The following is a 19,029-nucleotide window of genomic DNA, read 5'->3' as shown; positions in this document are numbered from 1 at the left end:
CCCCTGCCCCGCGCCCCGCGCTCCTAGTCCCCGGCCCCGGCTCCGCGCCCCAACGAATTCGACGGAGATTTTGGCTGATCTGGCGATCTGGACCGGTTTAACCCGGTTCCAGGAGCAGAATCTCCGTCGAATTCGTTAGGGGCACGCGGGCGGATGCGGCGGCGCGGCTACTCCGCGTCGCGCGTCTGGGCGGCGAGGGCCCGTTCGACCCCGGCCAGGTTCTCGATCACCAGGCGGCGCAGCGCGAGCGGCTCCGGGTTGGCGTCGAGCCAGGTGCGCGTCGAGGTGACGAGCGCCCGGTTCGCGAGCGGTGCCGGGTACAGCCCGAGCACGAGCTTCTCTGCGATCGAGAAGCTGCGGGCCGCCCAGACCGACTGCAGCATGGCGAAGTACTGGTCCACGAACGGTTCGAGCAGCGCGGTGTCGTTGGCGCGCAGGAAACCGGCGGCCGTGACCCGCACGATCGTGTTCGGGGCGGTGTCCACGTCGATCAGCGACGACCAGGCGGCCTGCTTCCCCTCAGCCGTCGGGATGGCGGCGCGGGCCTGCGCGGCCGACTGGGCGCCGGTCGCGGTGTTGTCCGCGGCCAGTGCGGCGTCGATCTCGGCCGATCCGGCCTTGCCACCGGCGACGAGGGCGATGAGCAGCTCCCAGGCGAGGTCGGTGTCGATCTCCAGGCCCTCGAGCGGCACGGAGCCGTCCAGGAGCGCGGCCACGGATGCCAGCTGGCTCTCGGTGGTCGCGATACCGGCGAAGAACTTCACGAACTGGAACTGCGCGTCGGAGCCGGCTTCGGCGTGGCGGGCGAGGGACCAGAGCGCGTCCCCGACCTCCTTGATCGTCGCCGTGCGGTGCTCCTCGGCGACGTAGTAGGTGGCGGCGAGCACGACCTGGCCGAGTACCGTGCGCAGCGTGGTCGACTCGGTCTCCGTCGCGACGTTGCCGAGCACGAGCGTGATGAAGTCGCGCGGCGCCGTCTCGGCGTCGCGGGTGGCGTCCCACACCGCGCCCCAGACGATGGCGCGGGCGAGCGGGCTCTCGATCGCGGAGAGGTTCTCGAGGGCCACCTCCTGCGACGCCGGGTCGAGGCGGATCTTGGCGTAGGCCAGGTCGTCATCGTTGAGCAGGACCAGGGCGGGACGCTTCAGGCCGACCAGCGTGGGGACATCCGTCTGCGCGCCGTCGACGTCGATCTCGACCCGGTGCGAGCGCACGAGTGTGCCGTCCGCCAGGTCGTAGAAGCCGATCGCGAGGCGGTGCGGGCGAATGGTGGGGTAGTCGGCGGCGGCTGTCTGCAGCACCGTGAAGCCGGTGACGGTGCCGGTCTCGTCGACGGTGACCTCCGGGCGCAGGGTGTTCACGCCCGCGGTCTCGAGCCACAGCCTGGTCCATTCGCTGAGGTCGCGGCCGCTGGAGGCCTCGAGTTCGACCATCAGGTCGTGCAGCTCGGTGTTGCCCCACTGGTGCTTCTGGAAGTACGCGGCGACGCCGGTGAAGAATTCGTCGCGGCCGACCCAGGCCACGAGCTGCTTGAGCACGGAGCCGCCCTTGGCATACGTGATGCCGTCGAAGTTGACCTGCACGTCTTCGAGGTCGGTGATGGTGGCGGTGATGGGGTGGGTGGAGGGCAGCTGGTCCTGCTTGTAGGCCCAGCTCTTCTCCATCACGGCGAAGGTGGTCCATGCCTCGGTCCACTCGGTGGCCTCGGCGGTGGCCATGGTCGACGCCCACTCGGCGAAGGACTCGTTCAGCCACAGGTCGTTCCACCACTTCATGGTGACCAGGTCGCCGAACCACATGTGCGCGAGCTCGTGCAGCACGGTGACGACGCGGCGCTCCTTGATGGCGTCGGTGACCTTGGAACGGAACACGTAGGTCTCGGTGAAGGTGACCGCGCCGGCGTTCTCCATCGCGCCGGCGTTGAACTCCGGCACGAACATCTGGTCGTACTTGTCGAACGGGTACGGGTAGTTGAACTTGCCCTCGAAGTATTCGAAGCCCTGGCGGGTCTTCTCGAACAGGTAATCCGCGTCGAGGTACTCGAACAGGCTCTTCCGGCAGAAGAGGCCGAGCGGGATGGTGCGGCCGTCGCTGGAGGTCAGCTCGCTGCGCACGACCGCGTAGGGGCCGGCGACGAGGGCGGTGATGTAGCTGGAGATGGTGTGGGTGGGGGCGAAGGCCCACGTCTTTTGGCCGTTGCCGGCATCCGTCGGCTCGGGCGTGACCGAGTTGGAGATGACTTCCCAGGCGCCCGGCGCGGTGACCGTGAACGCGAACGTGGCCTTGAGGTCGGGCTGCTCGAACACGGCGAAGACGCGGCGGGAGTCGGGCACCTCGAACTGGCTGTAGAGGTAGACCTCGTTGTCGACCGGGTCGACGAAGCGGTGCAGGCCCTCGCCGGTGTTCGTGTACTCGGCGTCGGCGACGACGGTGAGCGTGTTCTCCGCGGCGAGGCCGTCGAGCTGGATCCGGATGCCGTCACTGACGGATGCGGGGTCGAGCGCGGCGCCGTTAAGCGTCACCGAGTGCACGGTGCGGGTGATGGCGTCGATGAAGGTGGACGAACCGGGCGTCGCGGTGAAGCGCACCGTGGTCTCGCTGCCGAACGTCTCCGGTCCGGCGGTGAGGTCGAGGGTGACCTGATAGCTCTGCACGGTGATGAGCGCGGCGCGCTCCTGGGCTTCGATCCTGGTGAGGTTCTCTCCGGGCAACGGTTTCTCCATCTCGGTTTCGCGGTATGCGGGCGCGCTGACGCTTGTGACGCAGCACACAGGATTCAGCCTAGCCAAGGATTAGGGTGTGCGCATGAGGGCAAGCACCGACCCGCGGGCCGCGACCGCCGACCGCTACCGGGAGTTCGCCGACATGGAAGCGCGCGGCCTGAGCGCCTGCTACGAAGCGTGGGCGCACGGCGTGGCGGACGACCCGGCGACCGTCGCCCTGATCGACCGGCTCCCGGCGCCGAAACGGCAGCCGAACCTGGTCTTCAGCGCGGCGCGGTTCCACGGCGCCCCCGTCTCGGAGTACGGGGAGTTCGGCTCCTGGCTGGCCGGCCACTGGGCCGTCGTGTCGGCCACCTGCCTCAGTCACTCCACCCAGACGAACGAGCCCGGACGGTGCGCGGTGCTGCTGCCGGCGCTCGCCGCGCTTCCCGGTCCGCTGGCCCTGATCGAGGTGGGGGCATCCGCGGGGCTCTGCCTGTATCCCGACCGGTACAGCTACCGGTATCTCGCCGGCGATGAGGTCGAACGGATGCTGCATCCCGCCGCCGGGCCGAGCCCGGTGGTCCTCGACTGCTCCCTGACCGGGCCGGTGCCCGGGCCGGCCGAACTGCCCGAGGTGGTCTGGCGGGCCGGCGTCGACCTCAACCTGCTCGACCTGTTCGATCAGGCCGACGTGGCCTGGCTGGACGCCCTGATCTGGCCGGAGCACGACGATCGCCGGGCGAGGCTCCGTGCGGCGGTGCAGCTCGCTCGGGCGGAGCCGGCCCCGATCGTGCGAGGGGACCTCAACGACCAGGTCGAGGCCCTCGTCGCACGGGCGCCCGCCGGGGCGACCGTGGTCGTGTTCCACACCGCCGTGCTGGCCTACCTCGACGAAGCAGCCGCGCGCCGGTTCACGGCCACCATGCACCGGCCGCCCGTGCGCTGGTTGTCCAACGAGGGCCGCTCGGTCGTGCCCGCGGTGACGGAGAGACTGCGGGCGCGCCCCGCAGCATCCACTGACTTCGTGCTCGCTCTGGATGCCGAGCCGATCGCGTTCACGGAGCCGCACGGGCGGGCCCTGCACTGGCTGGACGAGCGGGGATCCTCGCCCCGGCGGTGAACCAATTCGACGGAGATATTGCCGTAAAGGCTCGCTTTCGGGCTGTTCAGGGTCGTTTCTGTCAGAATCTCCGTCGAATTCGTTCAGGTGTCGAGGCCTCGGGTCACTGCACCCGGTGAGCCGGCGTTCGCGGCATGGAGATCGCCGCAATCATGGTCAAAGCGGCGGTGACGGTCACGGCCGCGAACACCGCGCCGGATGCCGCGACGACCGTGGCGGCATCCGGCGCCCCTCGCCCGGAGGCGGAGAAGATCGCGTTCGCCACGGCGCCGAAGATGGCCACGCCGACCGCGCTGCCGATGGAACGGGAGAACAGGTTGGCTCCGGTGACGACGCCGCGTTCGTTCCAGTCGACGCTGGACTGCGCCGCGATCAGGGACGGGGTGGCCACCAGGCCCAGGCCGAGGCCGGTCACGAAACAGCTGGCGGCGACGATGGCGACCGAGGGGGTCGCTGCGAAGAGTGCGAGGGCCACCACGCCGAGCAGCACGATGCCGATGCCGATCAGCGCCGTGTTCCGGAAGCCGATCCGCAGGTAAAGGCGCCCGGAGAGCGATGCCGAGATCGGCCAGCCGATCGTCAGCGCCGCCAGGGCCAGACCGGCGGTCAGCGGCGCGGTTCCCAGGGCCCCTTCGAGGTAGGTCGGCACGAAGGAAGTGAGGCCGATCAGGATGGCGCCGACACCGATCGAGACGAGCGCGGTGCTGAGCAGCAGATGCCGGCTGAACACCCAGAGCGGCAGGACGGGCTCGGCGGCCCCCCGCTCGGCGAGCACGAACAGGGCCAGCAGGAGCGCGCCCAGGCCGAAGGATCCGATGCTCTGCGGCGAGTTCCAGGCCCAGGCCTGCCCGCCCTCCAGCACGGCTATGATCAGGAGGCTCAGTGACACGGTGAGCAGCCCGGCCCCGAGGTAGTCCACCTGGTGGCGGCGGGGCTCGACCGTCTCGTGGAATTGGCGCAGCAGCATCCAGGCAGCGATGACGCAGAGCGGGATGTTGACGAAGAAGATCCAGCGCCAGGACAGGAACTGGGAGAACACGCCGCCGAGGGTGGGGCCGACGACGGAGGAGATCGCCCAGACGCTGGCGAGGTAGCCCTGCACCTTCGCGCGTTCGACCACGGTGTAGATGTCGCCGGCGATGGTGACCGCCATCGGCTGCACGGCCCCGGCCCCGAGGCCCTGGATCGCGCGGAAAACGATCAGCGCAGGCATGCTCCAGGCCAGCCCGCAGAGCACCGAGCCGAGCAGGAACAGGGCGATGCCGATCAGCACGATCGGCTTGCGACCGACGGTGTCGGCCAGTTTCGCGTACACCGGCACGGACACGGCCTGGGCGAGCAGGTAGATGGAGAACAGCCAGGGGAACTGGGCGAAGCCGCCGAGGTCCTTCACGATCGTGGGCACGGCGGTCGCCAGAATGGTGGCGTCGATCGCGACCAGGCCCGTGGTCATCATCAGGGCGATCAGCACCGGGCCGCGTTCGGAACGGAAGCCCACGTCGATGCTGCTCAGCTTGCACCTCTTCACTCACCGGGACGGATGCCCCTTGACTCCAAGTCGTCGCGGCGGTCGAGCATTCCCGCCGGGCGTCCCGGATCGGTGGCCCCTGGCTCGACTCCCGGGCGGAGCCGGCACACGGTGTCCGGCGCTGAACCAATTCGACGGAGATTCTGCCCTAACAGCCCGTTTTTTGGCCGTCTGGGTCTCGTTTGGCCAAAATTACCGTCGAATTCGTTCGGGCCGGCTCTAGGGTGGGGCGCAATGACAAGTCGAGAGGCCCTCCTGGCCGCCTACGATGCCCAGCTCCGGCTGCGGGTTCCGGCCGAGCAGCCCGCGGGCATCCGTTTTGAACTGCGGGGTTCGGTTCTGCGCGTGGTGGGATGGCACCAGGGTTTCGTCGAGACCGCCCGCGAGGTGGGACTGACCGGGTCGGCGCTGGACGCCCTCATCGCCGGGCACCGAGACTTCTTCGCGGCTCGCGGCGAGGCGGTGGAGTGGAAGACCCGCGGCCACGACGAGCCCGCGGACCTGACCCGGCGCCTGATCGCTGCCGGGTTCGTGCCCGAGGCACCCGAGACGGTCGTCGTGGGCGAGACCGCGCGCCTGACCGCGCGACCCGGGTCCGGGCTGCCCGACGGGGTCACCATCCGTCAGGTCGACTCCCGAGCGGATTTCGATGGCATCGCCGACGTCCAGACTCAGGTCTGGGGAACGGACCAGTCCTGGCTGGCCGGCGACCTTGAGACGAGTGTGCGCGATGCCCCGGGTGATGTGCTCGTCTTCGTCGCCGAGGCCGCCGGAGAGGTGGTCTCCTCGTGCCGACTCGAGTTCACCCCGGGAACGGACTTCGCCGGCCTCTGGGGCGGGTCGACGCTTGCCGCCTGGCGGGGCCGCGGCATCTACCGGGCGCTCGTGGCGCACCGGGCACGGCTCGCGCACGATCGTGGCGTGCGCTACCTGCAGGTCGACGCCTCCGAGGACAGCAAACCGATCCTGCTGCGCCTGGGCTTCCAGACGCTGACGACGACGACCCCGTATGTCTGGACGCCGCCCGCCCCCGCGCCGGACTGATCCTCGGCGTTGCCTGGTCGCGCTGCGAGTGCGCCGGGGCATCCGCTCGCCCTCACCAATTCCACCCAACCAATTCGACGGAGATTTTGCCGAAATCGGGTCTGAATCGGCCTCCAGGGTGCGAAAAGCTCAGAATCTCCGTCGAATTGGTTCGGAGCGGGACAGGGTGGTGGCCCGAGGGACGGCTACCAGGTTCCGGGCTGGTAATCCTTCAGGAAGACGCCGCAGAGGTCTTCGCCGGCCTCGCCGCGCACGATCGGGTCGTAGACCCGCGCCGCGCCGTCGACCAGGTCGAGCGGGGCGTGGAAGCCCTCCTCGGCGAGGCGCACCTTGGTCGGGTGCGGGCGCTCGTCGGTGATCCAGCCGGTGTCCACACTCGTCATCAGGATGCCGTCCGAGAGCATCTCCTTCGCGCTGGTGCGGGTGAGCATGTTCAGCGCGGCCTTGGCCATGTTCGTGTGCGGGTGGCCGGGGCCCTTGTAGCCGCGGCCGAACACGCCCTCCATCGCGGACACGTTCACGATGTAGGTGCGGCGGGCCTCGGATGCCGCCAGCGACGCACGCAGGCGGCTCACCAGCAGAAACGGGGCCGTGGTGTTGCAGAGCTGAACCTCGAGCATCTCCAGCGGGTCTACGTCCTGCACGTTCGCGGTCCAGCTGTTCGCGTCGTGCAGGTCGGGCACGAGCCCGCCCGCGTCGATCGCGGTGCCGGCGGCGAGGCGCTCGAGCGAGGAGGAGCCCGGCGCCAGGGCCAGCGCGGTGAGGTCGTCGGCGGTGAGCGCGCCGGTCGCGCCGGCCGCGGCGGTGAGGATCGGGTGACTGGTGACGGATGCCGCGAGCGCGGTCGGGTGCGCGTCGTTGGCGTGCCCGAACGTCACGATCTCCGGGATGCTGCCCTCCGGCAGCGGAGACTGCTCCGCCAGGGCCAGCATCGAGTAGGAGCCGGGGGAGCGGCGCACGGTCTGGGCGGCGTTGTTGATCAGGATGTCGAGCGGTCCGGCCGCCGCCACGGAGTCGGCCAGGCCGATCACCTGAGCCGGGTCGCGCAGGTCGATACCCACGATCCGCAACCGGTGCAGCCAGTCGGCGGAGTCCGGCATGGCGCTGAACCGGCGCACCGCATCCCGCGGGAACCGGGTGGTGATGGTCGTGTGGGCGCCGTCGCGCAGCAGGCGCAGGGCGATGTACATGCCGATCTTGGCGCGGCCGCCGGTGAGCAGGGCGCGCTTGCCGGTCAGGTCGGTGCGGGCATCCCGTTTCTGGTGGCTCATGGCCGCGCAGCCGGGGCACAGCTGGTGGTAGAACGCGTCGACGAGGGTGTACTTCTGCTTGCAGATGTAGCAGGCCCGGGGCACGAGCAGTTCGCCGGCCGACGCCCGATCGGTGCCGAGGCGCAGCTGGGCGCCGATGGTCTCGTCGTCGATCCGGGTGCGGGCGCCGGTCGCGGTCGCGGCGATGACCTCCCGGTCGGCGTCCGCGATCGCCTGGCGCTTCTCGCCGCGGCGCACCATTTTGACGGACTTGAACATCTTGGCGGTGGCCTGCCGCACGGTGACGAAGTCCGGGTCCTCCGGGTCGATCTCGCTGAGCGAGGCGAGGACCCGCAGGGCGATCGCCATCTCCGCGGGGTCGATGCCCGGTGCGGGCTCTGCCGCGGGCTCGGTCGAAGGCGTGGTGGTCATCCGCCAATTCTACGACGGCCCCCTGAGACGACTGTTGCCCGGCCGGACAACTGGTGCCGGTGTAGCGGCACCTGTTGTCCGTCCGGGCAACAGCGGTGAAGCGAGCTGGTGGAGCGGGTGTGGCTAGACCTTCAGGGTCTCCGGCGCAGGAGTGGAGTCGAGTTCCGTCGCGAGCGAGGACAGGTCCATCGACGAGGTGGCCGGCTCATACGTTTCGTCGAACGGCATTTCGTCGGTGTCCAGGTCGGGGTTGTCGTCCTGGTTGGCGACCAGCTCGCGGGCCTCGAAGACCGAATTCACGCTGGGCATCGAGCCCAGCAGCGGGCGTCCGGCAGACTCGCGCAGGAAGAAGATCGCGATTCCACCGACGACGGATGTGCCCATCAGGTAGTAGGCCGGCATCATGTCGTTCCCGGTCCCGGCAATGAGCGCCGCGATGATGAACGGCGTGGTGCCGCCGAAGATGGCGACCGAGAAGTTGTACGCGATGCCCATGGCGCCGTAACGACTTTCGGTCGGGAACAGCGCCGGCAGGGCCGAGGCCAGGTTGGCGACGTAGAACGTGACGGGCAAGGCGATCAGGGCCAGGCCGAGCAGCGTCGACCAGATCTCACCGACACCGATCAGCAGGAACGCGGGGATGGAGAGCACCACGGCACTACCGGCGCCCATCCAGAGCACCGGGCGGCGGCCGATCTTGTCCGACAGTCGGCCGGCGAGGGGGATGCAGAACGACATGATCACGAGGATGGGGATGGTCAGCAGTGTGCCGTGCAGCTCGTCGTAGCCCTTGGTGGCGGTGAGGTACGTCGGCATGTAGGAGGTCAGGGCGTAGCCGAGGGTGTTCGCCGCGGCAACGAGGACCATCGCGACGATGATGCCGCGCCAGTGGTTCTTGAAAATGCTGACCGGGCCGTTCGACGCGGCGGACTCGTCGGTGAACGACGGGTCGGTGGCAGCCAGCTCCTTGGCATCCAGGGTGGCCTGGAAGGTGGGGGATTCCTCGATCTTGAGGCGGAACCAGATGGCGATCAGGCCGAGCGGTCCGGCGATGAGGAACGGGATGCGCCAGCCCCAGTCTTCCATCACGGGCTGACCCAGGGTCACCTGCAGGATCGAGACGAGCGCGGCGCCGATGGCGAAGCCGAGGTAGCTGCCCATGTCGAGCAGGCTGGCGAAGAAGCCGCGGTGCTTGTCGGGCGAGTGCTCGCTGACGAAGGTGGTCGCACCGGCGTACTCACCGCCGGTGGAGAAGCCCTGCACGAGCTTGGTGAAGACGAGCAACGCCGCGGCGAGCATGCCGACCTGGGCGTAGCTGGGCAGCAGGCCCACCGCGAAAGTGGATGCCGCCATCAGCATCAGGGTCATCGACAGCACCTTCTGGCGGCCGATCTTGTCTCCGAGCCAGCCGAAGAAGACGCCACCGAGCGGGCGGGCGATGAAGGTCGCGGCGAAGGTGCCGAGCAGGAAGAGGGTCTGCACCGTCTTGTCGGCCTCGGGCAGGAACACCGGGCCCATCGTCGTGATCAGGTAGCCGAACACGCCGACGTCGTACCATTCCATCGTGTTTCCGACGATGGTGCCGCCGAGGGCCTTCTTCAGTCTCGACTGGTCGACCACGTTGACGTGGGACACTTTTAAGCGGCGCTTGAGGAGCGTTTTCTTCGCCTTGCCGGCGGTGAGATCCGCACCGGCATTCGAATCGGTCGTGCTTGTCGTTCTGAGCATTGGAGCTTCTCTCGTGGAGATCATTTTTCGATGAAAAGTTGCGGCCCGCTTCCGGGCATAACGTACGATTTTAGCCGAAAAGTGGCCTCAACCAGACATTTCGTTTGCGATACCCGCCCTGGACAGGGGTTTACGTGGGGTCTCCGTCGCCCGTTCTCGAGTCAATCGGCGCTTAGGCTGGCACCATGGCTGACTCCGTGAAGTTCTGGTTCGACCCCTCCTGCCCCTGGGCCTGGATGACCTCCCGCTGGGTGGGGGAGGTGGCCGCCCTGCGCGGTTTCGACGTCGAGTGGAAGGTGATGAGCCTCGCCGTCCTGAACGAGGATCAGGACGTGTCAGAGGAGTACCGGGAGTTCTTCCCGCGGGCCCTCAAATACACCCGCCTGGTGCAGGCCGCGCAGGAACTGCACGGCCAGCAGACGGTCAAGGCTCTCTACGACGCCCTCGGCGCGCGCATCCACCCGGGCGGCAGCTCGAACCCCGACGAGGTCATCCCGGCGGCGCTCGCCGAAGTGGGCCTGCCGGTCGCCTTCGCCGCCTTGGCGGACAGCGAGCAATACGACGTGCAGATGCGCGCCAGCCACTTCGACGGCATGGAGCGAGTGGGGCAGGATGTGGGCACCCCCGTCATCTCCGTCAACGACGTGGCCTTCTTCGGCCCGGTCGTGTCGCCCGCGCCCACCGGCGACCAGGCGCTGGCCTTGTGGGACGGCGTGGTGGCCGTCGCCGGCTGCGAGGGCTTTTTCGAGATGAAGCGCACCCGCACCCGCGGACCCGTCTTCGCGGCCGAGTAAATAGAATTGGATCATGCGCATCCACATCGCCACTGACCACGCCGGCCTCGAATTCAGCCACCACCTGCTCACGCACCTCACCCTTGCCGGTCACGAAGTCGTGAACCACGGCCCGGTGAGCTACGACGCCCTCGACGACTACCCCGGGTTCTGCATCACCGCGGCCGAGGCCGTCGTGACCGACCTCACGCAGGGCGTAGAGGCGCTCGGCATCGTCTTCGGCGGGTCGGGCAACGGCGAGCAGATGGCGGCCAACAAGGTGAAGGGGATTCGAGCCGCTCTCGTCTGGAGCCTCAACACGGCGCGTCTCGCCCGCGAGCACAACGACGCCAACGTCATCTCCATCGGCGCCCGCCAGCACACGATCGAGGATGCCACCGACTTCATCGACGCCTTCATCGCGGAGCCGTTCCCCGGGGACGAGCGCCATGTGCGCCGGATCTCCCAGCTGGCGGAGTACGAAACGACCTGCACAATCAACGGCACGCCTCTTTCAAGCTAACCGTGCCCGAGGGTCATTCCGTCCACCGGATCGCGCGCCAGTTCGCCCGAAATTTCGTGGGCAAGCGCATCCGGCTGTCGTCCCCGCAGGGCCGCTTCGTGGACGGCGCGGCCCGGCTGGACGGTCACTCCATGACGGATGCCCGCGCCGTCGGTAAGCAAATGTTCCTGGAGTTCGACAACGGGCTGTGGTTGCGCGTGCACCTGGGTCTCTACGGTGCGTGGGATTTCGCGGGCGACATCCAGGTGGACGCCACCGTCGCATCCGCCAACGGACGCATGGGCCAGACCGGCATGCGCGGCACCGGCGACGCCGTTCTGGATTCGGCCGGCGAGAACTCGGTGCGCAGTATCGGCGCTCCCCGGCTGACCCGGCTGCGGATGGCGGAGGCCGAGAAGGTCAGCGTCGAACCCGACGGTTTCCCGCCCGACCCCATCGGCCAGGTTCGGGTTCGCCTGCTCGCCGACGACGTCGTGGCCGACCTGCGCGGGCCCACGGCCTGCGAGGTGCTCGGCCCCGACCAGGTCGAGGTCGCGATGAACCGGCTCGGCCCTGACCCGATGCTCGACGACGGCGCCGCCGCGGAGGAGCGCTTCGTCAGCGCGGTGCGCAAGAAACCGACGCCGATCGGCCGGCTCCTGATGGACCAATCCGTGGTCAGCGGGATCGGCAACGTGTACCGCGCCGAGCTCCTGTTCCGGGCGGGCATCAATCCATACGCCCCCGGGAAGTCGCTTCGCGACGAGCAGGCGCGGGCCCTCTGGCGGGACTGGGCCCACCTGCTGAAGATCGGCGTCTCCACCGGCCAGATGATGACGATGGACGACCTGGGCGACGAAGACTACGTTCTCGCCATGCGCAACCGGGCCGACCGGCACTGGGTGTACAAACGCGAAGGGCTGCCATGCCGGATCTGCGGCACGCACATCACCCTGGAGGAGATGGCCGCCCGCAAGCTCTACTGGTGCCCGCGGTGCCAGTCCTGACCCCCGGCCCGCAGCCCCACCGAACGGGAGCCCGATGAGACACAATCCCAGTTTCGCCCTCGACGATCCGGATGAGGTCAAGCGCCTGATCCGCGAGAACCCGTGGGCGAGCATGATCAGTCACACCTCCGCGGGCGAGCTGGTGGCGTCGCATTACCCGGTGATCCTCGACGAGGACGCCGAGGGCATCGTGTTGCTCAGCCATGTCGGCCGGCCCGACGAGGCGCTGCACGAACTCGGCCGGCACGAACTGCTGGTCATCATCCAGGGCCCGCACGGGTACATCTCCCCGGGCTGGTACGACGGGCCCGCGGATGCCCCCACCCCGGCCGTGCCGACCTGGAATTTCGTCACCGCCCACCTGCACGGCACCCCGGAGCTGCTCAGCGACGAGGAGAACCTGCGCGTGCTCGACCGGCTCGTCGACCATTTCGAAGAACGGATGCCTGAGCCGCGTCGCCTCAACGGCACGCCCGCGAGCTCCGCCTACGCCGCCCGCATCGTCGGCGGCACGGTCGGCTTCCGGCTCCGGGTGAGCCGCCTCAGCGCGAAGAGCAAGCTGAGCCAGAACAAGCCGGCCGAGACGGTGGCGCGCATCCTGGCCGAACTCGACGGGGACGGCCCCTACGCGAGCCCGGCGCTCGCCGCCGAGATGCGCCGCGTGCACGACCCGGTTCCGCCCGTCACCTACGCGCCCCTCGGCGCGGAGCCGTCCGGCCCGCAGGGACACGACCGGTGACGCCCGGGGACTCCGAGTCGCTGGTGCTCCGGAACGCCCGGCTTCCCGGCAGCGACGAACGGGTCGACGTGGAGATCGTGGACGGTCGGATCCGGCGGATCGGCTACCTCGGAATGGTGGGACCCGGCATCCGTGCGGTGGATCTCGCCGAACGGTGGCTGATCCCCGGTCTCTGGGACAATCATGTGCACTTCAGCCAGTGGGCGCAGACCGCGCGACGGCTGGACCTATCCGGCGCCGGCAGCGCCGCCGAGGTGGCTGCCCTGGTCGCCGCGCGCGTGCCGGACCTGGCGGCGGGCGAGGGCCTGGTCGGTTTCGGGTTCAGGGACGGCCTCTGGCCGGATGTCCCGGCCCGGGCCACGCTCGACGCGGTCACCGGCCCCGTGCCGGCCGTGCTGATCAGCGGCGACCTGCACTCCTGCTGGCTGAACTCGGCCGCGCTGGCGCAGCACGGGTTCGCCGACCATCCGACCGGCCTGCTCCGCGAGGACGACTGCTTCGCCGTGGTGCGGGCGCTGGCCGCGGTGCCCGACCGGGTGATGGACGGGTGGGCGGACGCCGCGGCCCGGGCCGCGGCGGCCCGCGGGGTCGTCGGCATCGTCGAGATGGAGATGGCCTGGAACCTCGACACGTGGCGGCGCCGCATCCAGGCCGGCACGGATGCGCTCCGGGTCGAGTTCGGCATCTACACCCCGCAGCTCGGCCGGGCGGTCGAGCAGGGACTCCGCAGCGGGGACGTGATCGCGGGGACCGGTGGGCTCCTCACGGTGGGTCCCTACAAGGTCATCACCGACGGGTCGCTCAACACCCGCACCGCCTTCTGCTTCGACGAGTACCCCGGCCTGGAGGGGCAGCCCGGCTCGCGCGGGTCGCTCAACGTGCCGCCCGAGGAACTGCTCGACCACCTGCGGGTGGCGACGGAGGCCGGCATCCGCCCCGCCGTGCACGCCATCGGCGACCACGCGAACAGCCTCGCGCTCGACACCTTCGAACGGCTCGGCTGCTCGGGCAGCATCGAGCACGCGCAACTGCTCGCCCCCGCCGACATCGCCCGTTTCGCCCGGCTGGGCGTGGTGGCCAGTGTGCAGCCCGAGCACGCCCTGGACGACCGCGACGTCGCCGACCGGTACTGGGCCGGCCGCACCGACCGGGCCTTCGTGCTGGCCAGCCTGTTGCGCGCCGGCGCGACCCTCGCGCTCGGGTCGGACGCCCCGGTGGCGCCGCTGGACCCCTGGGTGAGCCTGGCCGCTGCGGTCGGCCGCACCCGCGACGGGCGCGAACCCTGGCACGCCGAGCAGGCGATCTCCCGGCAGGCGGCGCTCGCCGCGTCCGCGCGCGGCCGGCACCGCGTGCTGGTGGGGGACGTCGCCGACCTCGCCGTGTGCGAGACCGACCCGTTCGTCGCCTCCGTCGGCGACCTCCGACGGATGCCCGTGGCCGCCACGCTGCTGGCCGGCCGGTTCACGCACGACCGGCTCTGACCGTCCGGCCCGGGGCCGGCGCCCGGGTCGCGGCGCAGGTTGTGGCAGCGGGCGCAGGTTCCAACCTGAGCCGCGAGCCACAACCTGCGCCGCGAGTGCTGGTCCCGCCGGCACCGGGGCTTGATTTCGCCTGCCGAGGAATGGGACACGGGCCCCGGAAGGGGCAGACTTGACCCATGAGCGTGATCGAGAATTCCAAGCTGGCCATCATCGGAGCGGGAGCGGTGGGGTCCTCCCTCGCCTACGCCTCCCTGATCCGTCAATCGGCGCGCGAAGTCGTGCTCTACGACATCAACGGGCCCAAGGTCGAGGCCGAGGTGCTCGACCTGGCCCACGGCACCCAGTTCACCGGTGCCTCCTGCGTGGCCGGCGGCAGCGACCTCGACGCGATCGCGGGGGCGAACATGGTCGTCATCACCGCCGGCGCGAGGCAGCACCCGGGCCAGTCCCGGCTCGAGATGGCCGGTGTCAACGTCGGCATCCTGCGGGAACTGATGCCGAAACTCGTCGAGCGCGCCCCCGACGCCATCTACATGCTGGTCACCAACCCCTGCGACGTGCTGGCCTACGCGGCACGCGAGTTCAGCGGGCTGCCGGCCTCGCGGGTCTTCGGCTCCGGCACGGTCCTGGACTCGTCACGGCTGCGCTGGATGCTGGCGCACCGGGTCGGGGTCGCGATCGCCAATGTGCACGCGGTCATCGTCGGCGAGCACGGCGACTCGGAGTTCCCACTCTGGTCCCAGGCCCGGATCGGCCCGATCTCGATGGCCGAGTGGGTTCAGGACGCGATCTCGCCGAAGGGCCTGGTTCCCTTCTCCGAATCGGAATTCGACGCGATCACCGAGAGTGTGAAGTCCGCGGCCTACAAGGTGATCGAGGGCAAGGGCGCGACCAACTACGCGATCGGGCTGTCCGGCGCCCGGATCGTCGAGGCCGTGCTCCGTGACGAGGGCGCCGTGCTGCCCGTGAGTTCGGTGCTCACCGACTACCGCGGCGTCAGCAACGTGGCCCTCTCGGTGCCGAGCGTGATCAACGCCGACGGGGTCTCTCGGGTGATCGAGGTGCCCTTCAGCGAGAAGGAGCAGGAACTGTTCGAGCACTCGGCGGCGACTCTGCGCCAGACGCTGGACGGACTCGGCCTGAAGTGAGCGATGTTGTGGAGGGGATGACGGGAATCGAACCCGCGCCATCAGTTTGGAAAACTGAGGCTCTACCATTGAGCTACATCCCCCGAGCGCAGTCTCCCGCGCACTCACACAGCGTAGTACACGTTGGCGGGTGCTCGCTGCACAGGGGGACCCGCGACATCCGGCCCGTGCAGTAGACTAACCGAGGTCATTCTGCGTGAAGTGCGATCCTTGCACGCCTCGCGGACGGCACCACCGGGTTGAGACAGTGTCCGGGGCGTAGCTCAGCTTGGTAGAGCGCTCGGTTTGGGGCCGAGAGGTCGCAGGTTCGAATCCTGTCGCCCCGACCATCATCCCCCCATACATCGGTCGAACACAGGAGATTGCCACGTGAAGTCCACGGTAGAAAAGCTGAGCCCCACTCGCGCCAAGGTCACCATCTCGGTGACTCCCGAGGAGCTGAAGCCCAGCATCACCCACGCCTACGGTCACATCGCCGAGGACATCAACATTCCCGGCTTCCGCAAGGGCAAGGTTCCGCCCGCCATCATCGACCAGCGCGTCGGTAAGTCGGCCGTGCTCGAGCACGCCGTCAACGAGAGCCTCGACGGCTTCTACCGCACCGCGGTCACCGAGCACAAGCTGCGCCCCCTCGGCCGCCCCGAGGCCGACATCGTCGAATGGCCCAGCGACAAGGACTTCTCCGGAGACCTGCAGCTGTCCATCGAGGTTGACGTGCGCCCCGAGATCGACCTGCCCAACTACTCCGGCCTGAAGCTCACCGTCGACGCCGTCGAGGTGTCCGACGAAGAGGTCGCCGAGGAGCTCGACAACCTGCGCAGCCGCTTCGGCACGCTCATCACCGTCGACCGCCCCGCCACCACGGGCGACTTCGCCCAGATCGACCTGATCGCCGCGATCAGCGGCGTCGAGGTCGACAACGCCAGCGGGATCTCCTACGAGGTCGGCTCCGGCGACCTCATCGACGGTATCGACGAGGCGCTCGACTCCCTCAGCGCCGGCGAGACCACCACCTTCAACTCGAAGCTCATGGGCGGCGAACACGAGGGCGAGACCGCTGAGATCACCGTCACCGTCATCGCCGTCAAGGAGCGTGAGCTTCCCACCGCCGACGACGACTTCGCGCAGATCGCCAGCGAATTCGACACCATCGCCGAGCTCACCGACAGCCTGAAGGTCAACGTCGAGCGCTCCAAGGTCTTCGGCCAGGGCACGCAGGCTCGCGAGAAGCTCGTTGAGCAGCTCCTCGAGTCGGTCGAGGTCCCGATCCCGACCGCGATCATCGAAGACGAGGTTCGTCGCCACCTCGAGGGCGAGAACCGCCTCGAAGACGCCGAGCACCGCGCCGAGGTCACCGAATCCAGCGAGAAGACCTTCCGCCAGCAGATCCTGCTCGACACGATCGCCGAGGCCGAGAAGGTCCAGGTCAGCCAGGACGAGCTGACTCAGTACCTGATCCAGGGTGCCAGCCAGTACGGCATGGACCCGAGCGAGTTCGTCCAGGCGCTCAGCGGCAACGGCCAGATCCCGTCGATGGTGGCCGAGGTCGCCCGCAACAAGGCCCTCGCCATCGCCCTGGGCAAGGCCGAGGTCGTAGACACCAACGGCAACGCCGTCGACCTGTCCGAGTTCGTCGCCGTCCCGGACGAGGACGAAGACGAAGACGACGAGATCGAGGAAGACGACTCGGACGCCGAGGCCGTCGCAGCCGAGGCCGAGGCCAAGGCCAAGGCCGCCGAGGCCAAGGCCGCCAAGGCAAAGGCTGCCAAGGCCGCCAAGGCCAAGGCCGCAGCGGCGAAGAAGAAGGCCGCCGCCGCCAAGGAGTAGCACCACCCCCGCTCACGCGCGCCGACGGGCCGGATGTCACAGACATCCGGCCCGTTTCGCGTTTGCCCTGACGAATTCGACGGAGATTCTCCGGTTCTGGACTGGTTTGGGCCGTATTCGGGGTTTTTAGAGCAGGATCTCCGTCGAATTGGTTCAGAGCGACGGATGCGCGGGGTCCGGCAGCACGGATGCGCGGGGCCCGGCGGGGCGGCCCGGCGCGGCGCGTTATCTGCCGAGGGCGAACACAGCAGTTCCGGAGCGTTGGCTCCTATAGATTCAATCTGAAGCGACAAGTGAAACGGAGCGCGACATGGCCGATATGACACCTACACCCGGCGTTTTTGACCGACTGCTGAAAGACCGCATCATCTGGCTCGGTTCCGAGGTTCGGGATGAGAACGCCAACGAGATCTGTGCCAAGATCCTGCTGCTGGCCGCAGAGGATTCGGAGCGGGACATCTTCCTGTACATCAACTCGCCCGGTGGCTCGATCACGGCTGGGATGGCGATCTACGACACGATGAAGTTCGTACCCAACGACATCGTCACCGTCGGCATCGGCCTTGCCGCGTCGATGGGCCAGTTCCTGTTGTCCTCCGGTAGCAAGGGCAAGCGCTACATCACCCCGAACGCCCGCGTCCTGCTGCACCAGCCGTCCGGCGGTTTCGGTGGCACGGCCGCCGACATCCAGACCCAGGCCAAGGTGATCCTGGACATGAAGAAGCGGATGGCCGAACTGACGGCAGAGCAGACCGGCAAGTCGGTCGAGCAGGTCCTCATCGACAACGACCGCGACAACTGGTTCACCGCCCAGGAGGCCGTAGCATACGGCTTCGTCGACCACCTGCGCGAATTCGCGTCGGATGTGGTCGGCGGCGGCGGCACCGACGACTCAGTGAACAAGAAGTAGGACGGGCAGAAACGACATGGAATTCACGAATTTTGGTCACCAGGCCGGTGGCCGCGCCCCGCAGTCGCCCGAGGCCCGCTACATCCTCCCCACGTTCGAAGAGCGCACCGCCTACGGCTACAAGCGTCAGGACCCCTACGCGAAGCTGTTCGAGGACCGCATCATCTTTCTCGGCGTGCAGGTCGACGATGCCTCGGCCGACGACGTCATGGCCCAGCTTCTCGTGCTGGAGAGCCAGGACCCCGATCGCGACATCGTGATGTACATCAACTCCCCGGGTGGTTCCTTCACCGCGATGACGGCCATCTACGACACGATGCAGTACATCCGGCCGCACATCCAGACGGTCTGCCTCGGCCAGGCGGCCTCCGCCGCTGCGGTGCTGCTTGCCGGTGGAACGCCCGGAAAGCGTCTCGCGCTGCCGAACGCGCGCATCCTCATCCATCAGCCTTCGGCCGGCGGTCAGGGAGGCGGGCAGGCATCCGACATCGAGATCCAGGCCGCCGAGATCCAGCGGATGCGTGAGTGGCTGGAATTCACCATCTCCCACCATTCCAACCGCACGGCGGAGCAGGTTCACAAGGACATCGACCGCGACAAGATCCTCGGCGCGGCCGAAGCGCTCGAGTACGGCCTGATCGACCAGATCCTGACCAGCCGCAAAAACGTGCCGACGCTCGTCAAATAAGGCACAGAACATGAACGCGACGGATGCCCGGCGGCAGGTTCGCCGGGCATCCGTCGCGTTCGGCACATCGGGACCCTCCCGCCCCACGGGCACCGGGATCGTTATCCGACGCATCCGCGTAGCCTGCACCCCAGCGTCACAGGCACA

15 protein-coding genes and 2 tRNA genes are annotated in these 19,029 nt (G+C 68.6%); 12 read left to right on the top strand and 5 right to left on the bottom strand.

Annotated features, from left to right (window positions below; all coding sequences use genetic code 11):
- Positions 1-167: 167 nt before the first annotated feature.
- Positions 168-2,711 carry an aminopeptidase N gene (gene pepN / locus E3T42_RS13975; protein ID WP_134366587.1) on the bottom strand — a complete coding sequence of 848 codons (2,544 nt, stop codon included), beginning with the start codon at positions 2,709-2,711 and terminating at the stop codon, positions 168-170.
- A 94-nt stretch (positions 2,712-2,805) separates the two neighbouring features.
- Between pepN and E3T42_RS13970 the strand changes: the two genes are divergently transcribed.
- Positions 2,806-3,825 carry a DUF2332 domain-containing protein gene (locus tag E3T42_RS13970; RefSeq protein ID WP_134403169.1) on the top strand — a complete coding sequence of 340 codons (1,020 nt, stop codon included), beginning with the start codon at positions 2,806-2,808 and terminating at the stop codon, positions 3,823-3,825.
- A gap of 103 nt (positions 3,826-3,928) precedes the next feature.
- On the opposite strand, the gene E3T42_RS13965 is transcribed toward E3T42_RS13970, so the two are convergent.
- Positions 3,929-5,281, bottom strand: coding sequence for an MFS transporter (locus E3T42_RS13965; RefSeq protein ID WP_134366588.1), 1,353 nt, complete (start codon positions 5,279-5,281; stop codon positions 3,929-3,931).
- Positions 5,282-5,587: 306 nt separating this feature from the next.
- Between E3T42_RS13965 and E3T42_RS13960 the strand changes: the two genes are divergently transcribed.
- Complete coding sequence (locus E3T42_RS13960) at positions 5,588-6,397, top strand: GNAT family N-acetyltransferase (protein WP_134366573.1); 810 nt, start codon at positions 5,588-5,590, stop codon at positions 6,395-6,397.
- Positions 6,398-6,582: 185 nt separating this feature from the next.
- Here E3T42_RS13960 and E3T42_RS13955 read toward each other — a convergent pair whose 3' ends face one another.
- Positions 6,583-8,079 (bottom strand): SDR family NAD(P)-dependent oxidoreductase, encoded by a 1,497-nt coding sequence (locus tag E3T42_RS13955; RefSeq protein ID WP_134366574.1) that lies wholly within the window; start codon positions 8,077-8,079, stop codon positions 6,583-6,585.
- A gap of 123 nt (positions 8,080-8,202) precedes the next feature.
- Positions 8,203-9,807 (bottom strand): MFS transporter, encoded by a 1,605-nt coding sequence (locus E3T42_RS13950; RefSeq protein WP_174235682.1) that lies wholly within the window; start codon positions 9,805-9,807, stop codon positions 8,203-8,205.
- A 185-nt stretch (positions 9,808-9,992) separates the two neighbouring features.
- Between E3T42_RS13950 and E3T42_RS13945 the strand changes: the two genes are divergently transcribed.
- The 6 genes from E3T42_RS13945 to E3T42_RS13920 all read left to right on the top strand — a co-directional run bounded on the left by E3T42_RS13945 (position 9,993) and on the right by E3T42_RS13920 (position 15,457).
- The gene (locus E3T42_RS13945) at positions 9,993-10,601 is read left to right on the top strand and encodes a disulfide bond formation protein DsbA (RefSeq protein WP_134366576.1); all 609 of its coding nucleotides are present in this window, start codon (positions 9,993-9,995) and stop codon (positions 10,599-10,601) included.
- Between the two features lie 13 nt (positions 10,602-10,614).
- Positions 10,615-11,103, top strand: coding sequence for a ribose-5-phosphate isomerase (locus E3T42_RS13940; protein WP_134366577.1), 489 nt, complete (start codon positions 10,615-10,617; stop codon positions 11,101-11,103).
- Between the two features lie 2 nt (positions 11,104-11,105).
- Entirely contained in the window at positions 11,106-12,089 is a 984-nt protein-coding gene (locus E3T42_RS13935; RefSeq protein ID WP_134366578.1) for an Fpg/Nei family DNA glycosylase, read from the top strand.
- Between the two features lie 34 nt (positions 12,090-12,123).
- Complete coding sequence (locus E3T42_RS13930) at positions 12,124-12,828, top strand: FMN-binding negative transcriptional regulator (protein WP_134366579.1); 705 nt, start codon at positions 12,124-12,126, stop codon at positions 12,826-12,828.
- Positions 12,825-14,309 (top strand): amidohydrolase, encoded by a 1,485-nt coding sequence (locus E3T42_RS13925; RefSeq protein ID WP_198418101.1) that lies wholly within the window; start codon positions 12,825-12,827, stop codon positions 14,307-14,309. Before E3T42_RS13930 ends, E3T42_RS13925 begins: the two co-directional genes overlap by 4 nt.
- 176 nt (positions 14,310-14,485) lie before the next feature.
- Positions 14,486-15,457 (top strand): L-lactate dehydrogenase, encoded by a 972-nt coding sequence (locus tag E3T42_RS13920; RefSeq protein WP_134366580.1) that lies wholly within the window; start codon positions 14,486-14,488, stop codon positions 15,455-15,457.
- Positions 15,458-15,466: 9 nt separating this feature from the next.
- Here E3T42_RS13920 and E3T42_RS13915 read toward each other — a convergent pair.
- Positions 15,467-15,540 (bottom strand) — tRNA-Gly (locus E3T42_RS13915).
- A gap of 169 nt (positions 15,541-15,709) precedes the next feature.
- Between E3T42_RS13915 and E3T42_RS13910 the strand changes: the two genes are divergently transcribed.
- From E3T42_RS13910 to E3T42_RS13895, 4 genes are all read left to right on the top strand, one after another.
- A tRNA-Pro gene (locus tag E3T42_RS13910) sits at positions 15,710-15,786 on the top strand.
- 40 nt (positions 15,787-15,826) lie between these two features.
- Complete coding sequence (gene tig, locus E3T42_RS13905; protein ID WP_166805335.1) at positions 15,827-17,284, top strand: trigger factor; 1,458 nt, start codon at positions 15,827-15,829, stop codon at positions 17,282-17,284.
- Between the two features lie 310 nt (positions 17,285-17,594).
- A complete protein-coding gene (locus E3T42_RS13900; RefSeq protein WP_134366581.1) occupies positions 17,595-18,194 on the top strand; it encodes an ATP-dependent Clp protease proteolytic subunit in 600 nt (199 codons plus the stop codon).
- 16 nt (positions 18,195-18,210) lie between these two features.
- Positions 18,211-18,882, top strand: coding sequence for an ATP-dependent Clp protease proteolytic subunit (locus tag E3T42_RS13895; protein ID WP_134366582.1), 672 nt, complete (start codon positions 18,211-18,213; stop codon positions 18,880-18,882).
- Positions 18,883-19,029 lie beyond the last annotated feature (147 nt).

The sequence above is a fragment of the Cryobacterium sp. TMT4-10 genome, assembly GCF_004403275.1.
Classification (GTDB): domain Bacteria; phylum Actinomycetota; class Actinomycetes; order Actinomycetales; family Microbacteriaceae; genus Cryobacterium; species Cryobacterium shii.
Note: the sequence above shows the minus strand (reverse complement) of the source record. Positions and strands in the feature narration are given on the sequence as shown.